Here is a 23384-nt window from a genome sequence, read left to right as displayed (position 1 = left end):
ACTCGGGGCGCATGTCTTCGAAAGCGCCCGAGGACCAGTACACCGCCGCCCCTTTCGTTCCCGAGCGTGGCGGGCTTCCGGCACTGCGCAAAGCGGCCGCCGAGTGCCGGGGCTGCCCCCTGCACCTCGCCGCCACCCAGACCGTCTTCGGCTCGGGAGACGCGCATGCCCGGGTGATGCTCGTCGGGGAGCAGCCCGGGGATCAGGAGGACCGGCAGGGGAAGCCGTTCGTCGGGCCCGCGGGGAAGCTGCTGGACCGCGCCCTCGCGGAGGCCGGGATCGATCCGGCGGAGGCGTATGTCACCAACGCCGTCAAGCACTTCAAGTTCACCCGGTCCGAACCGGGCAAGCGGCGGATCCACAAGGCGCCGAGCCTGAGGGAGATGACGGCGTGCGGGCCGTGGCTCGCCGCCGAGCTGGCGGTCGTGGAGCCGGAGCTGATCGTGGTGCTGGGGGCGACGGCGGGCAAGGCACTGCTCGGGTCGTCGTTCCGGGTGACCGAGGTGCGCGGGACCGTGCTGGAGCGCGAGATCCACGGGCGCAGCGAGCGGTTGGTGCCGACCGTCCATCCCTCGTCGGTGCTGCGCGCGGACGACCGGGAGTCGGCGTACCACGGGCTCGTCTCGGATCTCAAAACGGCGGCGCGCGTACTGACGTAATAGCTACGATGGGTTCATGCCCCTTACCTTCACACTGGACCCCACCGTCGACGCCGGTCTGCGCGACGGCATCCTCGACCTGTGGACGGACGTCTCCAACGCCGGCGGGGCGGTCGGCTTCGTCGCGCCGGTGGCGCGGGAGACGATCCGGCCGGAACTGGTGAAGCACTTCGCGGCGATGGCCGAGGGACGCACCCGGCTGCTGGTCGGCCATGACGAGGACGGGCAGGTCGCGGCGACGGCCTTCTTCTCCTTCAACACCCACCGGCTGATGACGCACTGGGTGTGGCTGTACACGCTGATGGTGCACCCCCGACACCAGGGCAAGGGCTACGGCCGTGACCTGCTGGCGGCGGCGGCGGACGCGGCCCGGGGCTTCCAGGGCATCGAGGCGATCCGGCTGACCTGCCGGGGTGGCCTCGGCCTGGAGCGGTTCTACGGCTCCTGCGGCTACAAGGAGGTCGGCCGGGTGCCCGGGGCGATCCGGGTGGCGCCGGGCGATGACCGGGACGACGTCACCATGCTGCTGCCGCTGCTCTGACGCGCGAGGGCACCCCCGTCGGTGATCGGTACGGGGGCGTGCTTCACTGGAGACTGCCCCTGTTTGGAATCGGAAGAGTGGATTGAGATGCTCCGCTACACGCTGATGCGCCTCGGGATCTTCGTGGGCTGCCTCGTGGTGGTCTGGGGTCTCGTCTACTCCGGTGTCGTGCCGCGCGGCCTCGGCTCGTCCAACGGCATGTGGGTCGTCCTGCTCTCGCTGGTGATCTCCGCACCGATCAGCTTCGTCGCGCTGCGCGGGGAGCGGGACCGGGCGTCGCAGAAGATCGCGCCCAAGGTCGACCGCATGCGCGCCAACATGCAGGCGAACCTCAAGGCGAACCAGAGCCAGGAGGACGTCGCCGACGACGCCGCCCGCGCGCAGGGCCAGCCGTCGTAAGGCGTTCCGTGCGCTGCGAGCGCCCCGGTGACCTCGGTCGCCGGGGCGCTTTGCGTTGTATGGGTGGATAGGGCCTTCGACCTCTCAAAGCAAGGCTTTGAGATTCTCAAAGTTCAAGTGTTAACGTCTTGGGGTGAAGTCAGCAGCCGCGTCCCCCCGGTTCCCGAGCCTTCTGCTCGTGGCGCGCCTGCACGTGGACCTCTGCCGGTGCGCGTCCGGGATCTGTCGCCCCTGACGTCTCGCGACCCCGTCTCGCGACCCCTCGTCCACGTCAGCCCCTACGCGTCCCCAACGGAGCATGTCCGTGTCCTCGAACACGAAGTCCTTCAAGCTGCCCTTCTGGGCCCAGATAGCCGCCGGCCTCGTCCTGGGCGTCCTGCTCGGCTGGATCGCCCGCAGTCAGGACGTGTCCTGGCTGGTGACCACGCTGGAGAAGATCGGCGACACCTTCATCGGGCTGCTGAAGCTCGCCGTCGCCCCGCTCGTCTTCTTCGCGATCCTCGTCTCGATCACCAACCTGCGGAAGGTCAACAACGCGGCGCGCCTGGCGTCCCGGACCCTCCTCTGGTTCATGATCACTTCGCTGATCGCGGTGAGCATCGGCCTGGCCATCGGTCTGCTCACCAACCCCGGCGCCGGTACCGGTCTCACCCCGGCGGACGGCGGGAAGCCCAAGCACACCGGCTCCTGGCTGGACTTCCTCACCGGCATCGTCCCGACCGACGTGATCACGCCGTTCACCGAACTGAACGTGTTGCAGATTGTCTTCATGGCGGCCGTCGCCGGTATCGCCGCGCTCCAGCTCGGCGACAAGGCCCAGCCGATCCTCACCCTGAGCGAGTCCGTGCTGGAGCTGCTGCAGAAGGCGCTGTGGTGGGTCATCCGGCTCGCCCCGCTCGGCACCGTCGGCCTCATCGGCAACGCCATCGCCACCTACGGCTGGGACCTGATCGGCAAGTACGCCACCTTCACCGCCGACATCTACGTCGGCTGCGCGATCGTCCTGTTCGTCGTCTACCCGACGCTGCTGGCGACCGTCGCCAAGGCCAACCCGTTGCAGTTCTTCAAGGGCGCCTGGCCCGCGATCCAGCTGGCGTTCGTCTCCCGCTCCTCGGTCGGCACCATGCCGGTGACGCAGAAGGTCACCGAGCGCCTCGGCGTGCCGAAGGAGTACGCCTCCTTCGCGGTGCCGTTCGGCGCAACCACCAAGATGGACGGCTGCGCCGCGATCTACCCGGCGATCGCCGCGATCTTCGTCGCGCAGATCTTCGGCATCGGCCTGAACGTCGGCGACTACCTGCTCATCGCGTTCGTCTCCGTGGTCGGCTCCGCCGCCACCGCCGGCCTCACCGGCGCGACGGTCATGCTGACGCTCACCCTGTCCACGCTGGGCCTGCCCATGGAGGGCGTCGGTCTGCTCCTCGCGATCGACCCGATCCTGGACATGATGCGCACCGCCACCAACGTGGCCGGCCAGGCCCTGGTCCCGGTCATCGTCGCGGCCCGCGAGAACCTCCTGGACCGCGAGGCCTACGACGCGGTCGGCGGCGCCTCCCCGGTCGACGAGCCGGAGCACCGGCCTGAGCCGGTGACGGCGGCGGCCTGACCGATCGTCCCCGAAGGGCGGCGTGGCGTACTGTCTCGCCGCCCTCGGCGTATCCGCGGGGCGGGGCGCGGCCCGTACGCTAGTGCGCATGGGTTCGGGTTCGGTGAAGACCAAGCGGATGCCTCGGGCGGTCCGTGAACGGCAGATGCTGGACGCGGCCGTGCGCATCTTCGGGCAGCGCGGCTACATGACCGCCTCCATGGACGACATCGCCGAACTCGCCGGTGTCTCCAAGCCATTGGTGTATCTGTACCTGAACTCCAAGGAAGACCTCTTCACGGCCGTCATCCGCCGGGAGGCCGCCGCGCTCACCGAGGCCGTCCGCGTGGCCGTCGACCCGCGCTCGCCCGCCGACCGCCAACTCTGGGACGGGTTGCTGGCGTTCTTCACGCACACCGCGCGGCACCCGGACGCGTGGGCGGTGCTGCATCTCCAAGCCCGCACGCACGGTGAGCCGTTCGCCGCGGAGGTCACCGCGCTGCGTGCGGAACTCGTCGCCTTCGTGACCCGGCTGATCCTGGTCGCCGCCCGAGAAGCCCACGACGATCCCGACCTGGCCGAGCGCGAGGTCGCCGGGCTGGCCGAGGCCCTGGTCGGCGCCGCCGAGTCCCTCGCCGCGTGGGCCAACGCCACCGACGGTGTCACGGCCCGGCAGTCGGCGGTGACCCTGATGAACTTCGCCTGGTCGGGCCTCGGCAACCTGATGGCGGGACACCGCTGGTCACCCCCGCCGGCATGAGCCGGAGCGTCCGGGCGTATTTCCGGCCGGGATGAGCCGGAGCCTGCGGCGTCACTCCCGCCCGCATGAGCCGGAGCCCCGAGCCGTCACTCCCGCCCGCGTGAGCCGAGCCGGCCCTCCCCGCGTCACTCCCGCCCGCCTGAGCCGAGCGGCACCGCGAGGCCCGTCAGGTGCACCCTGTCGCCGCCGCGCAGCGCGAACCGTCCCTCGCCGTCCTGCGCGTACCGCACCGTGCCCGGCAGCAGCACCGGCGCCCGGAACTCCGCCCGCACGAAGGCCGCGTCGGGCACGCCGTGTGCGGCCAGGCAGCGTGCCACGCTCCACATGCCGTGCGCGATGGCCCGCGGGAAGCCGAACAGCCGGGCGGTGAGCGGGTGCAGGTGGATGGGGTTGCGGTCGCCGGAGACGGCGCCGTAGCGGCGGCCGAGGTCCCCGCCGAGCCGCCACTCCTCGACCACGGGCGGCTCCGGGGCGTCCCCGCTCTGCCCACCGGCCGCCGACCCCGTGCGGTGCCGTGCCAGATACGTGCTCGTCGACTCCCATACGACGGCGCCGCCCTCCCGCAGTTCGGTCACCACGGACGCCTCGGTGCCGCGCCGGTGCGGTGCCAGCCTCTCGACGCGCACCCCCACGTCGTACGTCCCCGTGGCGGCGAGTGCCCTGTGCCGGGTGATGCCGATCGACGTGTGGACCAGCCCCAGCAGCGGCAGCGGGAAGGTGCGGGCGCTCATCAGCCGCATGGCGAGCGGGAAGCCGAGGACGTGCGGATAGGTGATCGGCAGGGTGTCGTCGGCGGGGGCCAAGCCGCACACGCGCTCGTAGGCGGCCAGGCGGGCGAGGTCGACGCGCAGGCCGGGCAGCAGCAGCCGGACCGCGGGGACGGCCGCGTCCGGGCGCGGCCGCTTCAGCGGGGACAGCAGCGCGCCACGCGCCAGCAAGGGGGCGAGGGCCGGCGGCCGGGTGAGGGTCGTCTCGCGCATCACGCCCCCAGCAGGTCGCAAGTTGCTTACTCCAGAGTAAGGTTACCGGTGGTAAGTCTAATGCCGGCCGGCCGTCGACGCGCCAACAGCCGTGTGACCTGGGCAACGTGAGCCTCTCTCACACGGTTCCCGACGCTGCACAGCCCCGGCCCCGGACCCCCTTGGAACCCGCACAAGGCCCCCACAGGGGCCCCGTACGATTCCCCTGCCCAACCGCCGGTGACCGTCCGCCCACGCCGCCGCCGGTGAACGCCCCGCCGGGCGAGGCACGTACGTCTTGCAGCAAGCAGTGCCGCTGCTGCACGCACCAGGAGCCGCCCGTGTCCACGCCGTACCCCACCTCCGCCGACTACGCCGCTCCCCGGGGCCCCGTGCTGGTGGCACCGGAGACCAAGCGGCTGGGCGGGGCGGTGCGCGAGGCGTACGTCCCGCCCCTCGCCCAGCCCGTCCGCCACGGCTCGCTCGCCGACCTGCCCTTCGACAACGCCGACGCAGCGCCGGACGCGGTGGTGCTCAGCCGCCGCGACCCCTCCGGCCGGTGGACCGACGTGACGGCGGCCGCCTTCGCCGCCGAGGTACGGGCCGTGGCGAAGGGGCTGCTCGCGGAGGGACTGGTGCCGGGCGACCGCATCGCGATCATGGCGCGCACGACGTACGAGTGGACCCTGCTCGACTTCGCCGCCTGGGCGGCCGGCCTGGTCACGGTGCCGGTCTATCCCACCTCCTCGCCCTTCCAGACCCGCTGGATCCTCCAGGACTCCGGCGCCGTCACGCTGGTCACCGAGACCGTCGCGCAGGCCGCGGCGATCGGTCCCGAGCGGGCTCACCTGCCCGACCTGCGCCATGTGTGGGTGATGGAGAAGGGTCACGTGGAGCAGCTCGCCGAGGTCGGCGCGGCGCACGTCCCCGACCAGGAGGTGGACGTACGGCGCGGGATACTCGGCCCCGACACTCTCGCCACGCTGATCTACACCTCCGGCACCACCGGCCGCCCCAAGGGCTGCGCGCTCAGCCACGGCAACTTCTTCGCCGAGGTCGACAACGCCATCGAACTGCTCTACCCCGTGTTCCGGGCCAAGAGCGAGGACGAGCCGTCGGTGCTGCTGTTCCTGCCGATGTCGCACGTCTTCGGCCGCATGGTGGCGATCGCCTGCGTACGCGCCCGGGTCCGGCTCGGCCACGCCCCCAGCCTCAAGCCGGACGAGCTGCTGCCCGACCTGGCGGCCTTCCGGCCCACCTGTCTGCTGACCATCCCCTACATGCTGGAGAAGGTCTTCAACTCGGCCCGCGCCAAGGCCGAGTCGGGCGGCAAGCTGTCCGCCTTCGACCGGGCGGTGGCCGTGGCCCGGCGCTACGGCGAGGCGGTCGAGGACCGGCAGACGGGCACCGGCAGCGGCCCGGCGGCGGCGCTGAAGGCGGGGCGGGCGCTGTACGACCCGCTGGTCTACCGCAAGATCCGGCAGGCGATGGGCGGCCGGGTGCGGTACGCGATCTGCGGCGGCTCCCCGCTCGGCCGACGCCTCGCCGCCTTCTACGCCGGTGCCGGCATCGAGATCTTCGAGGGCTACGGCCTGACCGAGACGACCGGCGCGACCACGGTGACGCCACCGCTCAAGCCGCGCCTGGGCACGGTCGGCTGGCCCCTGCCGGGCACCCGCATCCGGATCGCCGCCGACGGCGAGATCCTGGTCGCCGGCGACCACGTGCTGCGCGGCTACTGGGACCCGGCGGCCGGCGGCGTGGTCCCGGCCGCGCAGGACGGGTGGCTGGCCACCGGCGACCTCGGCGAGCTGGACGACGAGGGGTACCTGACGATCACCGGCCGCAAGAAGGAACTGCTGATCACGGCCGGCGGCAAGAGCGTGGCCCCGGCGCCGCTGGAGAACTGGCTGCGCTCCCACCCGCTGATCTCGCAGGTCATGCTGGTCGGCGACGGCCGCCCCTATGTCTCGGCCCTGATCACCCTCGACATGGACGGCGTCAGCCACTGGCGCCGGATGAACGGCAAGCACCCGGTCCCGGCCGAGCTGCTCATCGGCGACGAGGGGCTGTACGCCCTCCTGCAACGCGCGATCGACGAGGCGAACCGGATGGTCTCGCGCCCCGAGTCCATCCGCCGCTTCGCCGTCCTGCCGGTGGACTTCTCCGAGGAGGCCGGCCACCTCACCCCGTCGATGAAACTGCGCCGCGAAACGATCCTGGAGGCGTTCGCGGACGTGGTGGAAGACATGTACGCCGAGCGCGGCTGAGCGGCCGGCCGGCGGCCCGGGCCCTTGCCCGGACCCGCCCGCCCCCGCACAGTGATCCCATGGATCAGGCACAGGCGCGGCAGTGGCTCGCCACCGCACTGGACGAGGCGCGGGCCGGGTTCGCCGAGGGCGGGGTCCCGGTCGGGGCCGCGCTCTACGGCCCGGACGGCACCCTGCTCGGCCGCGGGCACAACCGGCGCGTCCAGGACGGCGACCCTTCGCTGCACGCGGAGACGGCGGCCTTCCGGGCCGCGGGACGGCAGCGGTCGTATCACGGGACGACGATGGTGACGACCCTCTCGCCCTGCTGGTACTGCTCGGGGCTGGTCCGGCAGTTCTCCATCTCGCGGGTGGTGATCGGTGAGGCGACCACCTTCCACGGCGGCCATGACTGGCTCGCCGAGCACGGGGTGGAGGTCGTCGTCCTGGACGACCCCGCGTGCGTCGCGCTGATGCGGGACTTCATCCGGGACCACCCGGCGCTGTGGAACGAGGACATCGGCGCATGACGCTGCGCGGCGCCGGGTTGCCGTTCGGGTGCGGGTGCGTTGTGCCTGGTCGTCTTTGCCTGCGGCGCCGGGTCGTCTTTCGGCTGCGGGCGCGTTGTGCCTGGTCGCCCTTGCCTGCGGCGCCTGGTCGTGGTTCGGCTGCGGGTGCGTTGTGGCTGGTCGCCCTTGCCTGCGGCGCCTGGTCGTGGTTCGGCTGCGGGTGCGTTGTGGCTGGTCGCGCCGTTCCCCGCGCCCCTGTTTGTGCCTGCGGCGGCCCGTTGCGGTCCGGTGGGTGGCTGGTGTCGCGCCTGCGGTGCGTTGGGGGGCGGGGCCGGGGTCGGGGGTGTCCGTCCTCGGTCCGGCCGCCCGCTTCCGACACCGGTGCTGTTGCCTGGTGCCGGACGCTGCGGGCGGACACCCCCCACCCCGGCCCCTCACCGCCGTACGCGGGTGCAGGCCCACTGCTGCGGGCCGTCAGACGCCGGCGTAGGAGTGCTTGCCGGAGACGAAGAGGTTCACGCCGTAGTAGTTGAACAGCCAGCACGCGAAGGCCAGCAGGGCCAGGTAGGCGGCCTTGCGGCCCTTCCAGCCGGCGGTGGCGCGGGCGTGCAGGTAGCAGGCGTAGGCGACCCAGGTGATGAAGGACCAGGTCTCCTTCGGGTCCCAGCCCCAGTAGCGGCCCCAGGCGTCGCCGGCCCAGATCGCGCCGGCGATGATCGTGAACGTCCACAGCGGGAAGACGGCCGCGTTGATCCGGTAGGAGAACTTGTCCAGCGAGGCCGAGGACGGCAGCCGCTCCAGCACGGAGCGGGCGAAGGTGCCGGGCTTGCCGCCGGTCGCGAGCTTGTTCTCGTACGAGTCCTTGAACAGGTACATGATCGTCGCGACCGCGCCGACGTAGAAGGTCGCGCCGCAGAAGATCGCGGTGGAGACGTGGATGTAGAGCCAGTACGAGTGCAGCGCGGGCACCAGCTGGTCGCTCGCCGTGTACAGCACGGTGACGGCGAGGCCCAGGTCGAGCAGGATCGTGGTGATCAGGAACAGGCCGAGCCAGCGGACGTTCTTCTTCAGCGCCAGCAGGCCGAGGTACACGCCGACCGCGACGGTGGAGAAGGTGATGTTGAACTCGTACATGTTGCCCCACGGCGCCCGCTGCACCGACAGCGCACGTGTGAGGAGCCCGGCGAACTCCACCAGGAAGGCGAGCACGGTCAGGGAGATCGCGATCCGGCCGTACAGGTCGCCCTGCGCGTCCCCGCCGTGCGCGCCGGGCCCGTCGGGCACGTCGCGGGAGCCCGCGGCCGACCGCACGGTGACCTTGGGCCGCTCCAGTACGGCGGTGCCGCCGGCCTTGGTGACGGTGACGGCCGGGGCGTTCGCCGCCTTCGGCTCGGCGGTGAGCGCGGCCGCGGTGCGGGCGACCTTGCTGCGGCTGCCGAAGAGCCACTCGGCGATGTAGGCGAAGAAGGCCAGGGTGTAGACGGCCATCGCGGAGTAGATCAGCACATTGCTGATGTTCGCGAGGTGTTCGTTGGTGGCGGCGGCGAGGGTCACTTCTTCTCAGCCCCTTCGGCGGGTACGGAGACTTCTGAGGGGTCGGCTGCGGGGCCGGGGTCGGACTCGGGGGCGGTTTCGGGCTCGGGGGCGCCCGGTGCCTGGTCGTAGAGGATTCCGGCGAGCCGGCCGAGCTCCTCGGGAACCTTCGCGGACTCGCTGCGGCCGAGCCCGGCCATCTCGACGACCGTGACGCCGTCGGCGCCGCGGACCGCGCGCACCCAGACGCGGCGGCGCTGGATGAACAGGGACGCAGCGAGACCGAAGATCGCGGTGATGGCTCCGCCGAGGGCCCAGCCGCTCGCGGGCTGCCGGGTGACCTGGAAGCCCGCCCACTCCTTGACACCGTCGAAGGTGATCGAACCGGCGCCGTTCGGGAGCTGCATGGTCTGGCCGACCTTCAGGCGCTCGGCGAGCGGGTCGCCGTTCGCCTTCTTGAACTGCTTCAGGTGCTCGGTGTCGAGCTGGTACACGCTCTGCGGGATGCCCGCGTTGACGCCCAGGTCGCCGTGGTAGGCGTTCAGCGCCAGCCGGGGGTTCAGCAGCGCCGGGAACTGGGAGAGCATCGTGCCCTGGCCCTCGCCGGCGAAGGTCGGGATGAAGACGGCCTGGAAACCGAGCTGGTCCTTCTGCCCCTGCGCGTTGCGGTAGCCGTCCATCACCTTGATAGCGCCGGAGGACGTGACGTTGCCGTCCTGCGGCAGCAGCGGCACCGCGTCCTTCATGACGACGTTGCCCTTGCCGTCGCGGACGGTGACGACGGGCGCGTACCCGTGGCTGACGAGGTAGACCTTGGAGGCGCCGATCTCCAGCGGCTCGTTCACCTTGACGGTGGTCTTCGTGTCCTTGCCGTAGGCGCCGACGCTGTAGGTGAGGTGCGCCTCGTAGGTGCGCGGCGTGCCCCGGTTGGGCCCGGTCACCTCGTACGTCCCCTTGAAGTCGTCCAGCTTGAAGCTGAACGGCTCCAGGTCGTCGGAGGAGAAGAGGCTGCCGGACTTGAAGTCGTCGTACTGGGTGAGCGTGTTGGAGAAGCCGCCGCCCTCGACGATGAGCTTGTCGCCCTCGGACTTGAACAGCTGGCCCGCGGCGAACGCGACCAGCATCACGATCAGCGCGATGTGGAAGGCCAGGTTGCCCAGCTCGCGCAGATAGCCCTTCTCGGCGGCGACGGCGTCCCCGGCGACATGGGCGCGGAAGCGGCGCTTCTTCAGCAGCGCGAGCGCGGCCTCGCGGACCTGCTCGGGGGTGGCCTCGGTGCGCCAGGTGGTGTGCGCGGGCAGCCGCGTCAGCCGCTTGGGCGCGCCCGGCGGGCGGCCGCGCAGCTGGCCGACGAACTGCCAGGTGCGCGGGACGATGCAGCCGATGAGGGAGACGAACAGCAGGATGTAGATCGCGGAGAACCACACCGAGCTGTAGACGTGGAACAGGCCGAGCTTGTCGTAGACCGGTGCCAGCGTGGGGTGGTCGCGGCGGAACAGCTCGACCTTGGTGGCGTCGATGCCGGTCTGCGGGATGAGGGAGCCGGGGATCGCGCCCAGCGACAGCAGCAGGAGCAGCAGCAGCGCGACCCGCATGGAGGTGAGCTGGCGCCAGAACCAGCGGGTCCAGCCGATGACGCCGAGCGAGGGCGGAGCCGACAGCTCCTCCTGTGGCGCGGTGGAGAGCTGGGAGCCGGCCGCCGAGAGGTCCTCGGCGTCGGACGGGGTCGGGTCGGACCCGTACTTCGAGGTAGTGCTCATCGAGTCAGATCCCCACAGTGAAGCCGTCGGACCAGGTCTGCATGTCCTGCACGATGCGGTCCCAGGCGCCGGTCAGCAGCAGCAGACCGGTCACGATCATCATGGTGCCGCCGATGCGCATCACCCAGACATAGTGGCGCTTGATCCAGCCGAAGGCGCCGAGCGCCTTGCGGAAGGCGACCGCGGTGAGCACGAAGGGCACACCGAGGCCGAGGCAGTAGGCGACGGTCAGCAGGGCGCCGCGGCCCGCGCTCGCCTGGTCCATGGCGAGTCCCTGCACGGCGGCGAGGGTCGGGCCGATGCACGGGGTCCAGCCGATGCCGAACAGAGCGCCGAGCACGGGCGCGCCGACGAGTCCGGCCACCGGCCGGGTGTGGAAGCGGAACTCGCGCTGCGTCAGCCAGGGCATCAGGCCCATGAAGAAGACGCCCATGAGGATCATGACGACGCCGAGGACCTTGCTCAGGACGTCCTTGTGCTGCTGGACGTTCTGGCCGAAGTAGCCGAAGAAGGCGCCGGTGGAGACATAGACGGCGGTGAAGCCGAGGACGAACAGCGAGGCGCCGGCGACCATCCGGCCGCGCCGGGCGTCGGCGAGGTCGGTGCCGCTGACCCCGGTGACGTAGGACAGGTAGCCGGGGACGAGCGGCAGGACGCAGGGCGAGAAGAAGGAGATGAGCCCGCCGAGCAGCGCGATGGGCAGAGCCACCAGCAGGGCTCCGTTGAGCACCGTGCCGTTGGGGTCGGAGACCGCCGCCGCAGCGAGGGTGGTGGCTTCGGTCACGTCACTTCTCCGCCAGGACCGGCTTGATCATCGTCCGCAGCTTGTCCTCCGACAGGGGCTGCAGCGTGCGGGCCGCGATCTTCCCGGTGCGGTCGATGACGAGCGTGGACGGGATCGACTGCGGGTTGAGCGTGCCCTTCTTGAAGCGCAGCATCAGCTTGCCCGTGGGGTCGTACAGGCTCGGGTAGCTGATGCCGAACTCCTTGTCGAAGGCGCGCGCCGGGCCGGTGGAGGTGTCGCGCGTGTTGATGCCGACGAACTGCACGCCCTGACCCTTGAGCTCCTGGTACACCTTCTCGAAGCCGGGCGCCTCGGCGCGGCAGGGCGGGCACCAGGAGCCCCACACGTTGATGACGACGACCTTGCCCTTGAAGTCGGCGACGTCGAGCTGCTTGCCGTCGACGGTCTCGCCGGACAGGTCGGGGGCGTCGGCGCGCTTGCCCTTGTCGGCGGTGGCGATGCCGTTCTTGCCCATGACGAAGTTGGTCTGGCCGCCCCCGCCGGAGGTGCCGCCGGAGCTGCACGCGGACAGGGTCAGCACGGCCGCCGCGGCCGTCGCGGCGAACACGGCGGCGCGGCTACGGGCGGCCCGGGTGCGGGACGAGCGCTGGGGGGCGCGGCTGGCGGCACTCATGTGAAAAGTTTCGCATGTCCGTATCGGGGATCTTGGGCACCCCCCTTGCGGGCGGAAACCCGCATTTCAGGCGGCGTTTCGCGAGCCGCTGACAGCACGTTGCGCGGTCCGCTCGGGCGCGTTGCGTGAGCTGCTCACAGTGTGCCGCGAGGGCCGCTCACGCGGCGAGGAACTGCTTCCACCCGCCGGCCGGCCGCTGCCCGACCTCCAGGGTGCGCAGCTTGGCGAGCACCTCGGGCTTCTGTACGTCCATCCAGTCCACGAACTGCCGGAAGGAGACGAGCCGCACGTCCGCGCCCTTCTCCTTCTCGCGCGCGATGTGCTTGAACGCCTCCTCGACGGCGTCCATGTAGATGCCGCCGTTCCAGTGCTCGAAGTGGTTGCCGATGAAGAACGGCGCCCGATTTGTCTCGTATGCCCGCTGGAAGCCTGATATGTACGCCTGAGCGGACTGCTGCCGCCAGCCCGGGTAGTTGGCGGGCGGGGCCTTCGTGGAGTTGACGGACTGGTTGGCCAGCATGTTGTAGTCCATCGACAGCACCTCGAAGCGGCGGCCGGGGAACGGGATCTGCTGGAGCGGAAGGTCCCAGATGCCCTGCTTCTTGTCCGGCCACATCTGGCGGCCGCCCGGCGAGGAGGCGTCGTAGCGCCAGCCGAGCGAGCGGGCGGTGGGCAGCAGGTTGTTCTGGCCCAGCAGACAGGGCGTACGACCGCCGACCAGCTCCTTGTCGTAGTCGAACGGCAGCGGCGGCAGGTCGCTCCAGCCGGTGTTGGTCTTCCACTGCTTCACGAACGACTTGGCCTGGTCGATCTCGCTGCGCCACTGCTGCGGCGTCCAGTTGGCGACGGTGCCGTGCCCGGAGCAGAAGTGGCCGTTGAAGTGGGTGCCGATCTCGTGGCCCTCGAGCCAGGCGCGGCGGACGTTCTCCAGCGTGGACCTGATGTGGGCGTCGGTGAGGTAACCGATGTCGGACGCGCCGCGCCGGTTGTTCGGCGGGTCGTACAGGCGCTTCTTCGACTCGGGCAGCAGGTACAGCCCGGACAGGAAGAAGGTCATGCTCGCCCCGTGCTCCTTGGCGAGGTCCAGGAAGCGCGGGAAGAGGCCGTTGCCGACCTCGCCGGCGCCGTCCCAGGAGAAGATGACGAACTGCGGCGGCTCCTGCCCCGGCTCCAGCGGCTGCGGCGCGTCCGGCTGGTGCGGCTGCTTGCCGCTGTACGCCGTCGAGCCGTCCCCTATCGGGCGGGCGGCGGTCGTGGGCGTACCGGAGGGGTCCTTCCCGGAACCGTCGCCGCCGCCCGAGCCGGACCCGTGGCCCGACCCGCCCGACGAGGTGCCGCAGCCCGCGAGTGAGGCGGCCGCCGCGGCGCCCGCGCCCAGGCCGAGCATTCCCCTGCGGGAGAAGGTGCGCATGAGTTCCCCGATTCGTCACGTCCTTGGGTGGTCACCCAGTCAGAGGGCGCGACGATCCGGGGGGTTCCGCGAGCGCGTATGCGTTACGCCACGAACGTAACAAAACTGTGCCAACTGACAGGCCGTCAGTCCCTGCCGGTGGCAGGGCCGGCGCCGCAAGGCCGACCGGCCCGGGGCGCCGGTCGGCTCACAGCAGCGTCAGGCGCCGAAGGCCTTGCCCTGGCCCTTCACCGGCTTGGCGCCGGCCAGCAGATGGGCCGGGACCAGGTCGCGGGCGGGCTCGGTGTAGCCGACGGACACGATCCGGTCGCCCTGGAACGTGAACGTCGTCAGCGAGGCGAGCGTGCACTGCCGCTTGCGCGGGTCGTGCCACAGCCGGCGCCGCTCGACGTAACTGCGCACGATCCAGATCGGCAGCTGATGGCTGACGAGCACCGCCTCGTGCCCGCGCGCGGCGTCCTTCGCGGAGTTCAGCGCGCCCATCATCCGCACCACCTGGTCGACGTACGGCTCGCCCCAGGACGGCTTGAACGGGTTGAAGAGGTGCTTCCAGTTGTCCGGCTTGCGCAGCGCGCCGTCGCCCACGCCGAAGGTCTTGCCCTGGAAGACGTTCTCCGCCTCGATGAGCCGCTCGTCGGTCGCGAGATCCAGCCCGTGCGCCTTGGCGATCGGCGTCGCCGTCTCCTGCGCCCGCTCCAGCGGGGACGCGCACACATGCGTGACGTCCCGGGAGGAGAGGTGGTCGGCGACCCGCTCGGCCATCTTCCGGCCCAGCTCGGACAGGTGGTACCCGGGCAGCCGGCCGTAGAGGATGCCGTCCGGGTTGGCGACCTCGCCGTGCCGCATCAGATGGACGACGGTGATGTCCTTGCTGCTGTCGCTCACGCGGTGGCCTCCGCCGCGGCTCGGGCCGCCGCCGGGAGGGCGTCGGCGATCTTCTGGATGGCCTGCTCGTCGTGCGCGGTGGAGACGAACCACGACTCGAAGGACGACGGCGGCAGGTACACACCGTTCTCCAGCAGGGAGTGGAAGAACGCGGTGAAGCGGAACGACTCCTGCTTCTTCGCCTCCTCGTAGTTCCGGACCTCCCGGTCCGTGAAGAACACCGAGAACATGTTGGAGGCGGTCTGCAGCCGGTGCGCGACACCCTCCTTGGCCAGCGCCTCGGTGACGAGGGTCCGGATCTGCTCCGACACGGCGTTCACCTGGTCGTAGGCGGCGTCGTCGAGGAGGCGCAGCTGGGCGAGGCCGGCGGCGGTGGCGACGGGGTTCCCGGAGAGGGTGCCGGCCTGGTAGACGGGGCCGGCCGGGGCGAGGTGGGCCATGACGTCGGCGCGCCCGCCGAACGCGGCGGCCGGGAAGCCACCGCCCATCACCTTGCCGAAGGTCAGCAGATCGGGCTTGACCCCGTCGATCCCGTACCACCCCGCGCGGCTGGTCCGGAAGCCGGTCATGACCTCGTCGGAGATGTAGAGCGCGCCGTTCTTCTGGCAGGCGTCCTTCAGCCCCTGGTTGAAGCCGGGCTGCGGCGGCACGACACCCATGTTGCCGGGCGAGGCCTCGGTGATCACACAGGCGATCTCGCCGGGGTGCCGGTGGAAGGCCTCCTGCACGGCCTCCAGGTCGTTGTACGGCAGCACGATCGTGTCGCCGGCCTGCGCGCCGGTGACACCCGGGGTGTCCGGCAGCGCGAAGGTCGCCACACCGGAGCCGGCGGAGGCGAGCAGCGAGTCGACGTGCCCGTGGTAGCACCCGGCGAACTTGATCACCTTGGACCGCCGGGTGAACCCGCGGGCGAGCCGGATGGCCGACATGGTCGCCTCGGTGCCGCTGGAGACGAGCCGCACCTGCTCGACGGGCTCCACCCGGGCGACGATCTCCTCGGCGAGCGCGACCTCGCCCTCACCGGGCGTGCCGAAGGAGGTACCGCGGGCGACGGCCTCCTGGACGGCGGCGATCACCTCGGGGTGCGCGTGCCCGAGGATCATGGGACCCCAGGAGCAGACCAGGTCGACGTACTCGCGTCCGTCGGCGTCGGTGAGGTACGGACCCTTGCCGGACACCATGAACCGGGGCGTGCCGCCGACAGCGCGGAAGGCCCGCACCGGCGAGTTCACGCCACCCGGTGTGACGACCGCCGCACGGTCGAACAGTGCCTGCGAGGCAGGCGCTTCGTAGGGATAGGGCAGTTCGCTCATGACGTGCGGCTTCTCCGACCTCTTCCGGGACCTTCTCCGGCTGGGCTGCCGGGTGACCTCCTCAGGGTAGGCCGACCACGCCGATACGAGAGATCCGCACCCCGCCCATCTGAGAAACTGGTCCTCGCATACGTATGGACATGACGAAGGGTCGTGTCGGGGGCTTTTCGACAAAACCTGCGGACAGCTGTTCCAGCGCACGTTTCGGCGTGTGACCGTGGGGGAGGTCACTGACACGATGATCGGGTTGCGCGGCCCCGGGCACGCAGCCTAGAAAAGCAGTCGGGTGGAGATATGCATCGCGGTGGCGGACTGGGCGAGGGGACCGATGACCTGGGTCCTCGACGCGCCCGGCGGGGAAGGCACCGGCGCGACGCGGAGGCAGCGAACGACGCACGTCAGCAGGCACAGGGTGTACCGAACGAGCCCGAGCGGCCGGTCGGCCCCGAGCGGCTTGACCGGCTGAGCCGGGTGGACCGCCTCGGGGCGGGGAGCAGGAATGGTGGTCGGGTGGGGGTGACGTACAAGTACTTCGGCGCGCCGGACGGTGCGACGGCGGCCCGCGTCCCGATCTCGATGCGCCCCGAGGAACTCGGCGGCGACGAGCTCGGCATGAACGGCATGTTCACCAAGATCAAGCCGGAGACGATGGCCGCGATGGTCCTGACGGGCATCGAAGGCGTCCCCCTGCACAAGGTCCCGCCCCTGGAGCTGGTCGTCCTGCACCCCGACTACGCGGTCGTGAAGCTCCCCATGACGGTCGTCGACCCCCTGCGTGACATCGGTGAGGAAGCGGTCGGCGCGGCGGCGTTCATCTGGTCCACGGTCCCGGACCGCGGCGGCCCGCGGGACGCGTTCAACGTGTACCAGCTGCTGCACGAGTGGCAGGACTTCAGCCACCGGCTGCATGAGGCGGGGCATCAGCCGTATTGCCTGGTGTGGCCCTGACCTGGGATTCTCTGGTAGCGGGCGGGGTTTTCGGACCCCGCCCTCTTCATGTGCCGGTAGGGGCCTTCAGGCGGCCAGGGCACATTGAGCGCACATTGGTTCTGCCGGGGGCACTGATGTGCCCTGGGCTCCTGGTGCCGCCTCCTGGCCGTGACCGGTCCCCCGTACCGGTCACGGCCCCGCTGGCGTGGAGGTTGGTCATGGGTCTGTTCAGCAGCAGCCGCCCGCTGCGGCAGGCTCCTTTGCATCTGTGGCGCCCGGGTCGGTGCAGCAGCTGCTGCCCTGCTGCTTGGTGAGGGTGTCGGCGTCGGCCTTGACGACGTACACCTCCCAGGGCTCCTGGCCGGGGCCGTGCACCCAGACCTTGTCCTGGAGGGCGTAGCAGCAGGTGGTGTCTGCCTCCTCGGCGGTGGTCAGGCCGGCCTCGCTCAGACGGGTGGTCGCGGCGTGGACGGACTCGGTGGATTCGACCTCGACGCCGAGGTGGTCCAACCGGGTGGCCTCTTCCGCGGTGCCTTCGATGAGGACGAGCTTGAGCGGGGGCTCGGTGATGGCGAAGTTGGCGTAGCCGTCGCGGAGCTTGGCGGGTTCGGTGCCGAACAGCTTGCTGTAGAAGGCGACCGAGGCGTCGAGGTCGGGGACGCGAAGGGCGAGCTGTACGCGGGACATGGCGTATCTCCTTGGACGGGTGAGGAGTTCAGCAGCCGGAGGTGGCGGCCGGCGTGACGACGCCGATCTGGAGGGTGGACGGGGCGCCGCAGCAGCCGCCTTCGCCACCCTGGGCGGCCGTGTCGGGGGCGTCGTAGAGGCCGGCGCCGCCGCACACGCCGGTCTCCGGCAGGGTCAGCTCGACGCGCTCGGCGGCGTCGCGGTCGCCGGCGAGCGCAGCGGCGATGGAGCGGACCTGCTCGTAGCCGGTCAGCGCGAGGAACGTCGGCGCTCGGCCGTAGGACTTCATGCCGACCAGGTAGAGGCCCTGCTCGGGGTGGGCGAGCTCGTTGACGCCGTGCGGGTAGACGGTGCCACAGGAGTGGACGTTCGGGTCGATCAGCGGGGCCAGCGCGGTCGGGGCCTGGAGGCGTTCGTCGAGGCCGAGGCGGACCTCGGACAGGAACGACAGGTCGGGACGGAAGCCGGTCAGCACGACGACCTCGTCGACCGGGTCGAGGCGGCGGCCGTCCCCGGCGATCAGAACCAGCCGGTCACCGTGCCGTTCCACGGCCTGTGTACGGAAGCTGGTCACCGCGCTCGCGTGGCCGTCCTCGACGGCCGCCCTGGCGCGCAGGCCCAGGGCGCCTCGGGCCGGGAGCTGGTCGGCCTCGCCGCCGCCGAAGGTGTTCGCGCCGATGCCGCGCCGCAGGACCCATGCCGCGTGTGTGCCGGGCTCCTCCTCGGACAGGTCGGCGAGGGAGGCCACCGCGGTGAAGGCGGAGGCGCCGGAGCCGATGACGGCGGTGCGCCTGCCCGCGTACCGGGCGCGGATCCCCGGGTCCCGTAGGTCGGGGACGCGGTAGGAGATGCGGTCGGCCGCCGCCTTCTCGCCGAGGGCGGGGAGCCCGTCGGCGCCGATCGGACCGGGGAGCGACCAGGTGCCGGAGGCGTCGATGACGGCTCGTGCGCTGATCCGCTCTTCACGGCCGTCGGCCGGCTCGAGGTGCACGGTGAAGGGCTGCTCGTCGCGGTCGGCGTCGACGATGCGGTCGCGGCCGGCGCGGGCGACGCCCGTCACGGTGGCGCCGTAGCGGATCCTGTCTCCGAGGACGTCGGCGAGCGGCTGCAGGTACCGCTCGGCCCAGTCACCGCCGGTGGGGTAGGTGCCGCCGTCGGGGCGGATCCAGCCGGTGGGGGCGAGAAGCTTCTCGGCGGCCGGGTCGGTGACCTCGGCCCACGGGGAGAACAGCCGCACGTGCGCCCAGTCGCGCACGGCGGTGCCCGCGGAGGGGCCCGCCTCAAGGACCAGCGGTCCGAGTCCGCGCTCGACGAGGTGGGCGGCGGCGGCGAGGCCGACAGGGCCGGCGCCGATGACGACGACGGGCAGCCGGCCAGTGGCGGGCGCGTTCACGGTTTTCCCCCTTTGCTTCGACGTTTGTCGATGGCTTGTGCGGCCAGCATGGCACCTGATTCGACAAGCGTCAACATAGACATTTATCGAAGTATGTGTTCCCCACCGCTCTCGCTCGCCGACTGAGACCCTTCGCCCGCCTGGTTCGACATGTGTCAACATAGATGTATGTCGAACACCAAGGTGCTGCCGCTGGTCGAGCCCGACTCCGACACCGTGGCGCCGTGCTGCCCGCCGCTCACCGAGCGCCCTTTCACGGCGGACGAGGCCGAGACCGCCGCGCGGATGTTCAAGGCGCTGGGCGACCCGGTGCGGCTGCGGCTCTTCTCCGCGGTGGCCTCGCACGAGGGCGGGGAGGCGTGCGTGTGCGACATCTCCGACGTGGGCGTCTCCCAGCCGACCGTCTCCCACCACCTGAAGAAGCTCAAGGAGGCCGGTCTGCTGACCTCCGAGCGGCGCGGCACCTGGGTGTACTACCGGGTCGAGCCATCCGTGCTGGCCGCTATGGGCAAGCTGCTGACCATCGCGCCGGCAGCGGTCTGACCTCGGCCACGATCCCTGGGAGTACGCCACTGTGAGCAACCCGAGCGGTGTGACCGTCGCGCCGTTGGCCCCCGCGCATGCCGACGAGGTCCTGGCGATCTACCAGGCCGGAATCGACGACGGCAACGCCACCTTCGAGACGGCTGCCCCGACCTGGCCGGCGTTCGACGCCGCGAAGCTGCCCGGGCACCGCTTCGTCGCCCTGGACGAGCGTGAGGTCGTGCTCGGCTGGGTGGCCGCCACGGCGGTCTCCGACCGCTGCGCCTACTCCGGGGTCGTCGAGCACTCCGTGTACGTCCACCCCGACGCCCGCGGTCGCGGCGTGGCTTCCACCTTGCTCAAGGCACTGATCGACTCCACCGAGGCGGCCGGGATCTGGACCATCCAGTCCGGCATCTTCCCCGAGAACACCGCCAGCATCGCCCTGCACCTGCGGGCCGGCTTCCGCGTCATCGGCACCCGCGAGCGCATCGGGCGCCACCACGGCCACTGGCGCGACGTTGTCCTGGTCGAGCGCCGTAGTCCGGTCATCGACTGACCAATCCGCTCACATGCTGGGGACACCGGTGCCCTGCGGGATTCAGAGCGCCGAATACTGCTTCACCTCTTCCGGCGCGAGCTGGTTGTCTCCTTGCGTGCGCAGCAAGTGGTGTCCCATGGGCGCGTCCCGTCAGTACGGGGAGTAGGCAACACACCGAGTGGTCGCCCAACTCCCGCTGCCCCGACGAGACACGCTTGATTGCGGAGAGGCAGACGAAGTCAGGGAGAGCCCCCACGTGGCCGCTCGGCGACTTGGCGCCTACCCGAGCGAGGCAGCGATTTCACGAGCGGCTTCCCGAGCCGGCCGCCCGACCCCGATCAGCGTGGCCGAGGCCGGGCCGGTCCAGTCGCCGTAACCGAGCAGGTGCAGGCGCGGCTCGCTCACCGCACGCGTGCCTTCGACGGCGATGCGACCGTGGCAATCCCGCAGCCGGAGCGGTGCCAGGTGGGACAGCGCCGGCCGGAAGCCGGTGCACCAGATGATCGCGTCCGCCTCGGCGCGCGTGCCATCGGCCCATTCGGCCCCAGTGGGGGTGAGCCGCGTGAACATCGGTGCCGACCTGAGCAGGCCCCGGTCGCGGGCTTCCCGGACGGGCGGTACGGCGACGATGTCCCCGAGCGAGGCGACGCCGCCCGTGTCTGTGCGTCCTTCGTCGAGGGCACGGCGGCGGGCGGTGGCCACGTCGAACAGAGCCCGGCCGTCAATTTCATCGGGCAGGAAACGGGGTGGGCGCTGCGTGACCCAGGTCAGCTCGCTGTCGTGGGCGAGGTCGGCGGCGATCTGGGCGCCGGAATTGCCGCCGCCGACCACGATCACGCGGCGGCCGGCGAAGTCCTGGGGGCGCTGGTAGTCGACGGTGTGCAGCTGACGGCCGCCGAAGTCTCCGCGGCCTGCTGCCGCGGGCAGGAAGGGGCGCCACCAGGTGCCGGCGGCACTGATCACCGCTGCCGCCTGCCAGGTGCCGGAGTCGGTCTCCACCCGCAGGAGTCGGCCATCCCGGTGAATACCGAGGACGCGTACGGGCCGCTCGACGGGCAACTCGTACCGCTTCTCGTAGTCGGCGAGGTACTCCACCACGTGCTGCGCGTCGGGGTAGGTCGCGCCGTTCTGCGGTGGCATGAGACGGCCGGGCAGAGAGGAGTACGCGGCCGGGGAGAACAGGCGAAGGGAGTCCCAGGCGTGCTGCCAGGCACCTCCCGGAGTGGTCTGGGCGTCGAGGATGACGAAGTCGACGCCCAGCCGGCGAAGGTGATAGCCGGCGGCAAGCCCGGACTGGCCACCACCGATCACCACGACCGGAGCTGTCCGCGTCATTCGGCGGCTTCCCGGCCGGGCATGAAGACGAGCGCCACCAGCGCCAGTCCGGCCACGGCTCCGACGAGCTGCATGCCGATGAACCCCGCGACCGAGGCGGGGGCGATGCCGGCGAAGGTGTCGGTGAAGGCGCGGCCGATGGTCACCGCCGGGTTCGCGAAGGACGTGGACGAGGTGAACCAGTACGCAGCACCGATGTACGAAGCCACGGCCACGGGCGCGAAGCGGAGGCGGTCGGTGCGGGCCAGGCCGAAGATCAGCAGGATCAGGCCGGCGGTCGCGACGACCTCGCCCAGCAGCAGGTGGCCGGCCGATCGGTCGTGGGTGGACCACTTCACCAGCGGTTCGCCGAACATCGCGTCGGCCAGGACCGAGCCCGTGATCGCACCGGCGATCTGAGCGGGGACGTATGCCGCCGCCTCGCGTGGCGTGACGCCGGGGCCGCCGCGCCGGGCCGTCCACCACTCGGCCAGGGTGACGGCCGGGTTGAAGTGCGCACCGGAGACCGGGCCGAACAGGGTGATCAGGACGCCGAGGCCGAACACGGTGGCCGTGGAGTTGGCGAGCAACTGCAGCCCCACGTCCTTGGTCAGTTCCGTGGCCTGGATGCCGGAGCCGACCACGATCGCGACGAGCGCCGCCGTGCCGACCAGTTCGGCGGCGGCCTTGGCGAACAGTGGAGGCCGCCGGGGTGGAGTCGCGCCCGGAGCGGGCTGCGGCTCGGTGGCGGGGGCTGTGGGGCATTCCCCTGTTCTGCCGTGCTGGGTGGCCTCGGTGGCGGTCAACAGGAACTCCTCGGTACAGGTCGCCGTCACGGCGGGGGAATCAGGGGCAGGACCGCTTCACGTTGTTCTCGGCGGTGGTGCGCGCGGTCTCCGCGAGGTCGGCGAACCGACCGGCAAGCGAGGCGATGACGTCGGGCTTGAGCCGGTAGTAGGTGAACCGGCCGCACGGCTCCGTCTCCACGACCCCCGCCTGGCGCAGCACCTTCAGATGGTTGGAGAGGTTGGTCTGCTTGGCCCCCGTCTCCTCGATCAGATGCGTCGTGCAGAGCGTCTCCTTGGCGAGCAGGGTGACGATCTGGAGGCGGAGCGGGTCCGCGAGAACCCGCAACAGATCAGTGTCGACTGACGTCAGCATGGACTGATACTTTCACATCATTCCTGGCTGGTACCAGCCTGGGCTGATCCACTGACGAAGGAAGAACCGATGCCCTCCAGCCCGCTCGCCTCCGTGCTGTTCGTCTGCATCCACAACGCCGGGCGTTCGCAGATGGCCGCCGGCTTCCTCTCCCACCTCGCGGGCGACCGGATCGAGGTCCGCTCCGCCGGCTCCGTGCCCGCGGACCAGGTCAACCCGGCCGCGGTCGAGGCGATGCGGGAGGCCGGCATCGACATCGCCGACCAGCAGCCCAAGCTCCTCACGACCGAGGCCGTCCAGGCGTCCGACTACGTCATCACCATGGGCTGCGGCGACGCCTGCCCGGTCTTCCCCGGCAAGAAGTACCTCGACTGGGCCCTGGAGGACCCCGCAGGCAAGGGCGTCGAGGCCGTCCGCCCGATCCGCGACGAGATCAGGAAGCGGATCGAGGCGCTGATCGCGGAGATCGACGCCCAGCAGGGGGCGTGACATCCGCGACGGAGGCGATGGGGGTGGCCAAGTAGCAAGCCGACGGTGACCCCAGGACATCCGGTCCCGGCTTCGGCCTCACCCTCCATCCGGACACGCCGGCCGTCCCACGCCAGTGGAGGACCCCCCGCATGGTCTTCGTCGACTCATGAGCGATCTGTTCCACGCCAAGGTGCCCTTGGACTTCGTACAGCAGGTCTTGTCACGTAATCGCCGACACCTTCCCGATCGTCTCGCCGTGACGGCCCAGGGCACCTCCTGGGCACATGCGGGGCACATGATCCCGGTGAGCGGCGTCGAGTAGCGTTCATGCCCGTTGGGTCCCGGCCGGGGTGGGTCTATCGTCGGAATCACGGGGGTCAGGAC

Annotated in this window: 26 protein-coding genes; 13 read left to right on the top strand and 13 right to left on the bottom strand. The window is 70.9% G+C overall.

Annotated elements, in window-relative coordinates; genetic code table 11:
- Window positions 1–11: 11 nt before the first annotated feature.
- From ACZ67Q_RS24260 to ACZ67Q_RS24235, 6 genes are all read left to right on the top strand, one after another.
- Complete coding sequence (locus ACZ67Q_RS24260) at window positions 12–659, top strand: UdgX family uracil-DNA binding protein (RefSeq protein WP_471185651.1); 648 nt, start codon at window positions 12–14, stop codon at window positions 657–659.
- Between the two features lie 16 nt (window positions 660–675).
- The gene (locus ACZ67Q_RS24255) at window positions 676–1200 is read left to right on the top strand and encodes a GNAT family N-acetyltransferase (RefSeq protein ID WP_471185648.1); all 525 of its coding nucleotides are present in this window, start codon (window positions 676–678) and stop codon (window positions 1198–1200) included.
- An 87-nt stretch (window positions 1201–1287) separates the two neighbouring features.
- Window positions 1288–1599 (top strand): DUF4229 domain-containing protein, encoded by a 312-nt coding sequence (locus tag ACZ67Q_RS24250; RefSeq protein ID WP_471185646.1) that lies wholly within the window; start codon window positions 1288–1290, stop codon window positions 1597–1599.
- 133 nt (window positions 1600–1732) lie between these two features.
- Window positions 1733–1834 carry a putative leader peptide gene (locus ACZ67Q_RS24245; RefSeq protein WP_471185643.1) on the top strand — a complete coding sequence of 34 codons (102 nt, stop codon included), beginning with the start codon at window positions 1733–1735 and terminating at the stop codon, window positions 1832–1834.
- 63 nt (window positions 1835–1897) lie between these two features.
- Window positions 1898–3205, top strand: coding sequence for a dicarboxylate/amino acid:cation symporter (locus tag ACZ67Q_RS24240; protein WP_471185641.1), 1308 nt, complete (start codon window positions 1898–1900; stop codon window positions 3203–3205).
- An 88-nt stretch (window positions 3206–3293) separates the two neighbouring features.
- Window positions 3294–3944: a TetR/AcrR family transcriptional regulator gene (locus tag ACZ67Q_RS24235; RefSeq protein ID WP_471185638.1), complete on the top strand. Its 651-nt coding sequence runs from the start codon at window positions 3294–3296 to the stop codon at window positions 3942–3944.
- 125 nt (window positions 3945–4069) lie between these two features.
- Here ACZ67Q_RS24235 and ACZ67Q_RS24230 read toward each other — a convergent pair whose 3' ends face one another.
- Window positions 4070–4924: a MaoC family dehydratase gene (locus ACZ67Q_RS24230; protein WP_471185635.1), complete on the bottom strand. Its 855-nt coding sequence runs from the start codon at window positions 4922–4924 to the stop codon at window positions 4070–4072.
- A gap of 320 nt (window positions 4925–5244) precedes the next feature.
- Between ACZ67Q_RS24230 and ACZ67Q_RS24225 the strand changes: the two genes are divergently transcribed.
- The gene (locus ACZ67Q_RS24225) at window positions 5245–7173 is read left to right on the top strand and encodes an AMP-dependent synthetase/ligase (RefSeq protein WP_471185633.1); all 1929 of its coding nucleotides are present in this window, start codon (window positions 5245–5247) and stop codon (window positions 7171–7173) included.
- A gap of 59 nt (window positions 7174–7232) precedes the next feature.
- Window positions 7233–7682: a nucleoside deaminase gene (locus tag ACZ67Q_RS24220; RefSeq protein ID WP_471185630.1), complete on the top strand. Its 450-nt coding sequence runs from the start codon at window positions 7233–7235 to the stop codon at window positions 7680–7682.
- Window positions 7683–8135: 453 nt separating this feature from the next.
- On the opposite strand, the gene ccsB is transcribed toward ACZ67Q_RS24220, so the two are convergent.
- The 7 genes from ccsB to hemL all read right to left on the bottom strand — a co-directional run bounded on the left by ccsB (window position 8136) and on the right by hemL (window position 15981).
- Entirely contained in the window at window positions 8136–9215 is a 1080-nt protein-coding gene (gene ccsB, locus ACZ67Q_RS24215; protein ID WP_471185628.1) for a c-type cytochrome biogenesis protein CcsB, read from the bottom strand.
- Entirely contained in the window at window positions 9212–10954 is a 1743-nt protein-coding gene (gene resB, locus ACZ67Q_RS24210; protein ID WP_471185626.1) for a cytochrome c biogenesis protein ResB, read from the bottom strand. Before resB ends, ccsB begins: the two co-directional genes overlap by 4 nt.
- A 4-nt stretch (window positions 10955–10958) precedes the next feature.
- On the bottom strand, window positions 10959–11738 hold the full coding sequence (locus ACZ67Q_RS24205; RefSeq protein ID WP_471185623.1) for a cytochrome c biogenesis CcdA family protein: 780 nt from the start codon (window positions 11736–11738) through the stop codon (window positions 10959–10961).
- A gap of 1 nt (window position 11739) precedes the next feature.
- Window positions 11740–12372, bottom strand: coding sequence for a TlpA family protein disulfide reductase (locus ACZ67Q_RS24200; protein ID WP_471185620.1), 633 nt, complete (start codon window positions 12370–12372; stop codon window positions 11740–11742).
- Between the two features lie 157 nt (window positions 12373–12529).
- Window positions 12530–13783 (bottom strand): polysaccharide deacetylase family protein, encoded by a 1254-nt coding sequence (locus tag ACZ67Q_RS24195; protein ID WP_471185618.1) that lies wholly within the window; start codon window positions 13781–13783, stop codon window positions 12530–12532.
- Between the two features lie 198 nt (window positions 13784–13981).
- Window positions 13982–14629, bottom strand: a complete 648-nt coding sequence (locus tag ACZ67Q_RS24190; RefSeq protein ID WP_471186143.1) for a histidine phosphatase family protein — start codon at window positions 14627–14629, stop codon at window positions 13982–13984.
- A gap of 35 nt (window positions 14630–14664) precedes the next feature.
- Window positions 14665–15981, bottom strand: a complete 1317-nt coding sequence (gene hemL, locus ACZ67Q_RS24185) for a glutamate-1-semialdehyde 2,1-aminomutase (protein ID WP_471185615.1) — start codon at window positions 15979–15981, stop codon at window positions 14665–14667.
- A 510-nt stretch (window positions 15982–16491) separates the two neighbouring features.
- Here hemL and ACZ67Q_RS24180 point away from each other — a divergent pair.
- Window positions 16492–16929: a hypothetical protein gene (locus tag ACZ67Q_RS24180; RefSeq protein ID WP_010353923.1), complete on the top strand. Its 438-nt coding sequence runs from the start codon at window positions 16492–16494 to the stop codon at window positions 16927–16929.
- A gap of 210 nt (window positions 16930–17139) precedes the next feature.
- Here the strand turns inward: ACZ67Q_RS24180 and ACZ67Q_RS24175 are convergent, their stop codons facing one another.
- Together ACZ67Q_RS24175 and ACZ67Q_RS24170 are read right to left on the bottom strand one after the other, a co-directional pair.
- Window positions 17140–17598 carry an ArsI/CadI family heavy metal resistance metalloenzyme gene (locus ACZ67Q_RS24175; protein WP_471185612.1) on the bottom strand — a complete coding sequence of 153 codons (459 nt, stop codon included), beginning with the start codon at window positions 17596–17598 and terminating at the stop codon, window positions 17140–17142.
- Between the two features lie 28 nt (window positions 17599–17626).
- Window positions 17627–18991 carry an NAD(P)-binding domain-containing protein gene (locus ACZ67Q_RS24170; RefSeq protein WP_471185609.1) on the bottom strand — a complete coding sequence of 455 codons (1365 nt, stop codon included), beginning with the start codon at window positions 18989–18991 and terminating at the stop codon, window positions 17627–17629.
- A gap of 168 nt (window positions 18992–19159) precedes the next feature.
- Between ACZ67Q_RS24170 and ACZ67Q_RS24165 the strand changes: the two genes are divergently transcribed.
- A complete protein-coding gene (locus ACZ67Q_RS24165; protein WP_471185607.1) occupies window positions 19160–19534 on the top strand; it encodes an ArsR/SmtB family transcription factor in 375 nt (124 codons plus the stop codon).
- A 31-nt stretch (window positions 19535–19565) separates the two neighbouring features.
- Entirely contained in the window at window positions 19566–20072 is a 507-nt protein-coding gene (locus ACZ67Q_RS24160; RefSeq protein WP_471185605.1) for a GNAT family N-acetyltransferase, read from the top strand.
- Window positions 20073–20333: 261 nt separating this feature from the next.
- Here the strand turns inward: ACZ67Q_RS24160 and ACZ67Q_RS24155 are convergent, their stop codons facing one another.
- From ACZ67Q_RS24155 to ACZ67Q_RS24145, 3 genes are read right to left on the bottom strand one after another with little or no spacing between them, the layout of a single operon-like run.
- Window positions 20334–21389 carry an ArsO family NAD(P)H-dependent flavin-containing monooxygenase gene (locus ACZ67Q_RS24155; RefSeq protein ID WP_471185603.1) on the bottom strand — a complete coding sequence of 352 codons (1056 nt, stop codon included), beginning with the start codon at window positions 21387–21389 and terminating at the stop codon, window positions 20334–20336.
- Window positions 21386–22174, bottom strand: coding sequence for an aquaporin (locus tag ACZ67Q_RS24150; RefSeq protein ID WP_471185601.1), 789 nt, complete (start codon window positions 22172–22174; stop codon window positions 21386–21388). Before ACZ67Q_RS24150 ends, ACZ67Q_RS24155 begins: the two co-directional genes overlap by 4 nt.
- 40 nt (window positions 22175–22214) lie before the next feature.
- Window positions 22215–22529, bottom strand: coding sequence for an ArsR/SmtB family transcription factor (locus ACZ67Q_RS24145; protein ID WP_471185599.1), 315 nt, complete (start codon window positions 22527–22529; stop codon window positions 22215–22217).
- A gap of 69 nt (window positions 22530–22598) precedes the next feature.
- Between ACZ67Q_RS24145 and ACZ67Q_RS24140 the strand changes: the two genes are divergently transcribed.
- On the top strand, window positions 22599–23018 hold the full coding sequence (locus ACZ67Q_RS24140) for an arsenate reductase ArsC (RefSeq protein ID WP_471185596.1): 420 nt from the start codon (window positions 22599–22601) through the stop codon (window positions 23016–23018).
- Window positions 23019–23166: 148 nt separating this feature from the next.
- Complete coding sequence (locus ACZ67Q_RS24135; protein WP_471185594.1) at window positions 23167–23322, top strand: hypothetical protein; 156 nt, start codon at window positions 23167–23169, stop codon at window positions 23320–23322.
- The last annotated feature ends 62 nt before the right edge of the window (window positions 23323–23384 follow it).

Source organism: Streptomyces sp. NPDC036813 (assembly GCF_055609245.1).
Note: the sequence above shows the minus strand (reverse complement) of the source record. Positions and strands in the feature narration are given on the sequence as shown.

Excerpts from the sequence above, each read along its gene's own strand:
- ACZ67Q_RS24200 (WP_471185620.1), bottom strand. The coding sequence starts at position 12,372 with ATGAGTGCCGCCAGCCGCGCCCCCCAGCGCTCGTCCCGCACCCGGGCC.
- ACZ67Q_RS24250 (WP_471185646.1), top strand. The coding sequence starts at position 1,288 with ATGCTCCGCTACACGCTGATGCGCCTCGGGATCTTCGTGGGCTGCCTC.
- ACZ67Q_RS24175 (WP_471185612.1), bottom strand. The coding sequence starts at position 17,598 with ATGTCCCGCGTACAGCTCGCCCTTCGCGTCCCCGACCTCGACGCCTCG.
- ACZ67Q_RS24220 (WP_471185630.1), top strand. The coding sequence starts at position 7,233 with ATGGATCAGGCACAGGCGCGGCAGTGGCTCGCCACCGCACTGGACGAG.
- hemL (WP_471185615.1), bottom strand. The coding sequence starts at position 15,981 with ATGAGCGAACTGCCCTATCCCTACGAAGCGCCTGCCTCGCAGGCACTG.
- ACZ67Q_RS24240 (WP_471185641.1), top strand. The coding sequence starts at position 1,898 with ATGTCCGTGTCCTCGAACACGAAGTCCTTCAAGCTGCCCTTCTGGGCC.
- ACZ67Q_RS24145 (WP_471185599.1), bottom strand. The coding sequence starts at position 22,529 with ATGCTGACGTCAGTCGACACTGATCTGTTGCGGGTTCTCGCGGACCCG.
- ACZ67Q_RS24165 (WP_471185607.1), top strand. The coding sequence starts at position 19,160 with ATGTCGAACACCAAGGTGCTGCCGCTGGTCGAGCCCGACTCCGACACC.
- ACZ67Q_RS24190 (WP_471186143.1), bottom strand. The coding sequence starts at position 14,629 with ATGCGGCACGGCGAGGTCGCCAACCCGGACGGCATCCTCTACGGCCGG.
- ACZ67Q_RS24135 (WP_471185594.1), top strand. The coding sequence starts at position 23,167 with ATGAGCGATCTGTTCCACGCCAAGGTGCCCTTGGACTTCGTACAGCAG.
- ACZ67Q_RS24155 (WP_471185603.1), bottom strand. The coding sequence starts at position 21,389 with ATGACGCGGACAGCTCCGGTCGTGGTGATCGGTGGTGGCCAGTCCGGG.
- resB (WP_471185626.1), bottom strand. The coding sequence starts at position 10,954 with ATGAGCACTACCTCGAAGTACGGGTCCGACCCGACCCCGTCCGACGCC.
- ACZ67Q_RS24230 (WP_471185635.1), bottom strand. The coding sequence starts at position 4,924 with ATGCGCGAGACGACCCTCACCCGGCCGCCGGCCCTCGCCCCCTTGCTG.
- ACZ67Q_RS24140 (WP_471185596.1), top strand. The coding sequence starts at position 22,599 with ATGCCCTCCAGCCCGCTCGCCTCCGTGCTGTTCGTCTGCATCCACAAC.
- ACZ67Q_RS24235 (WP_471185638.1), top strand. The coding sequence starts at position 3,294 with ATGGGTTCGGGTTCGGTGAAGACCAAGCGGATGCCTCGGGCGGTCCGT.
- ACZ67Q_RS24255 (WP_471185648.1), top strand. The coding sequence starts at position 676 with ATGCCCCTTACCTTCACACTGGACCCCACCGTCGACGCCGGTCTGCGC.
- ACZ67Q_RS24195 (WP_471185618.1), bottom strand. The coding sequence starts at position 13,783 with ATGCGCACCTTCTCCCGCAGGGGAATGCTCGGCCTGGGCGCGGGCGCC.
- ACZ67Q_RS24260 (WP_471185651.1), top strand. The coding sequence starts at position 12 with ATGTCTTCGAAAGCGCCCGAGGACCAGTACACCGCCGCCCCTTTCGTT.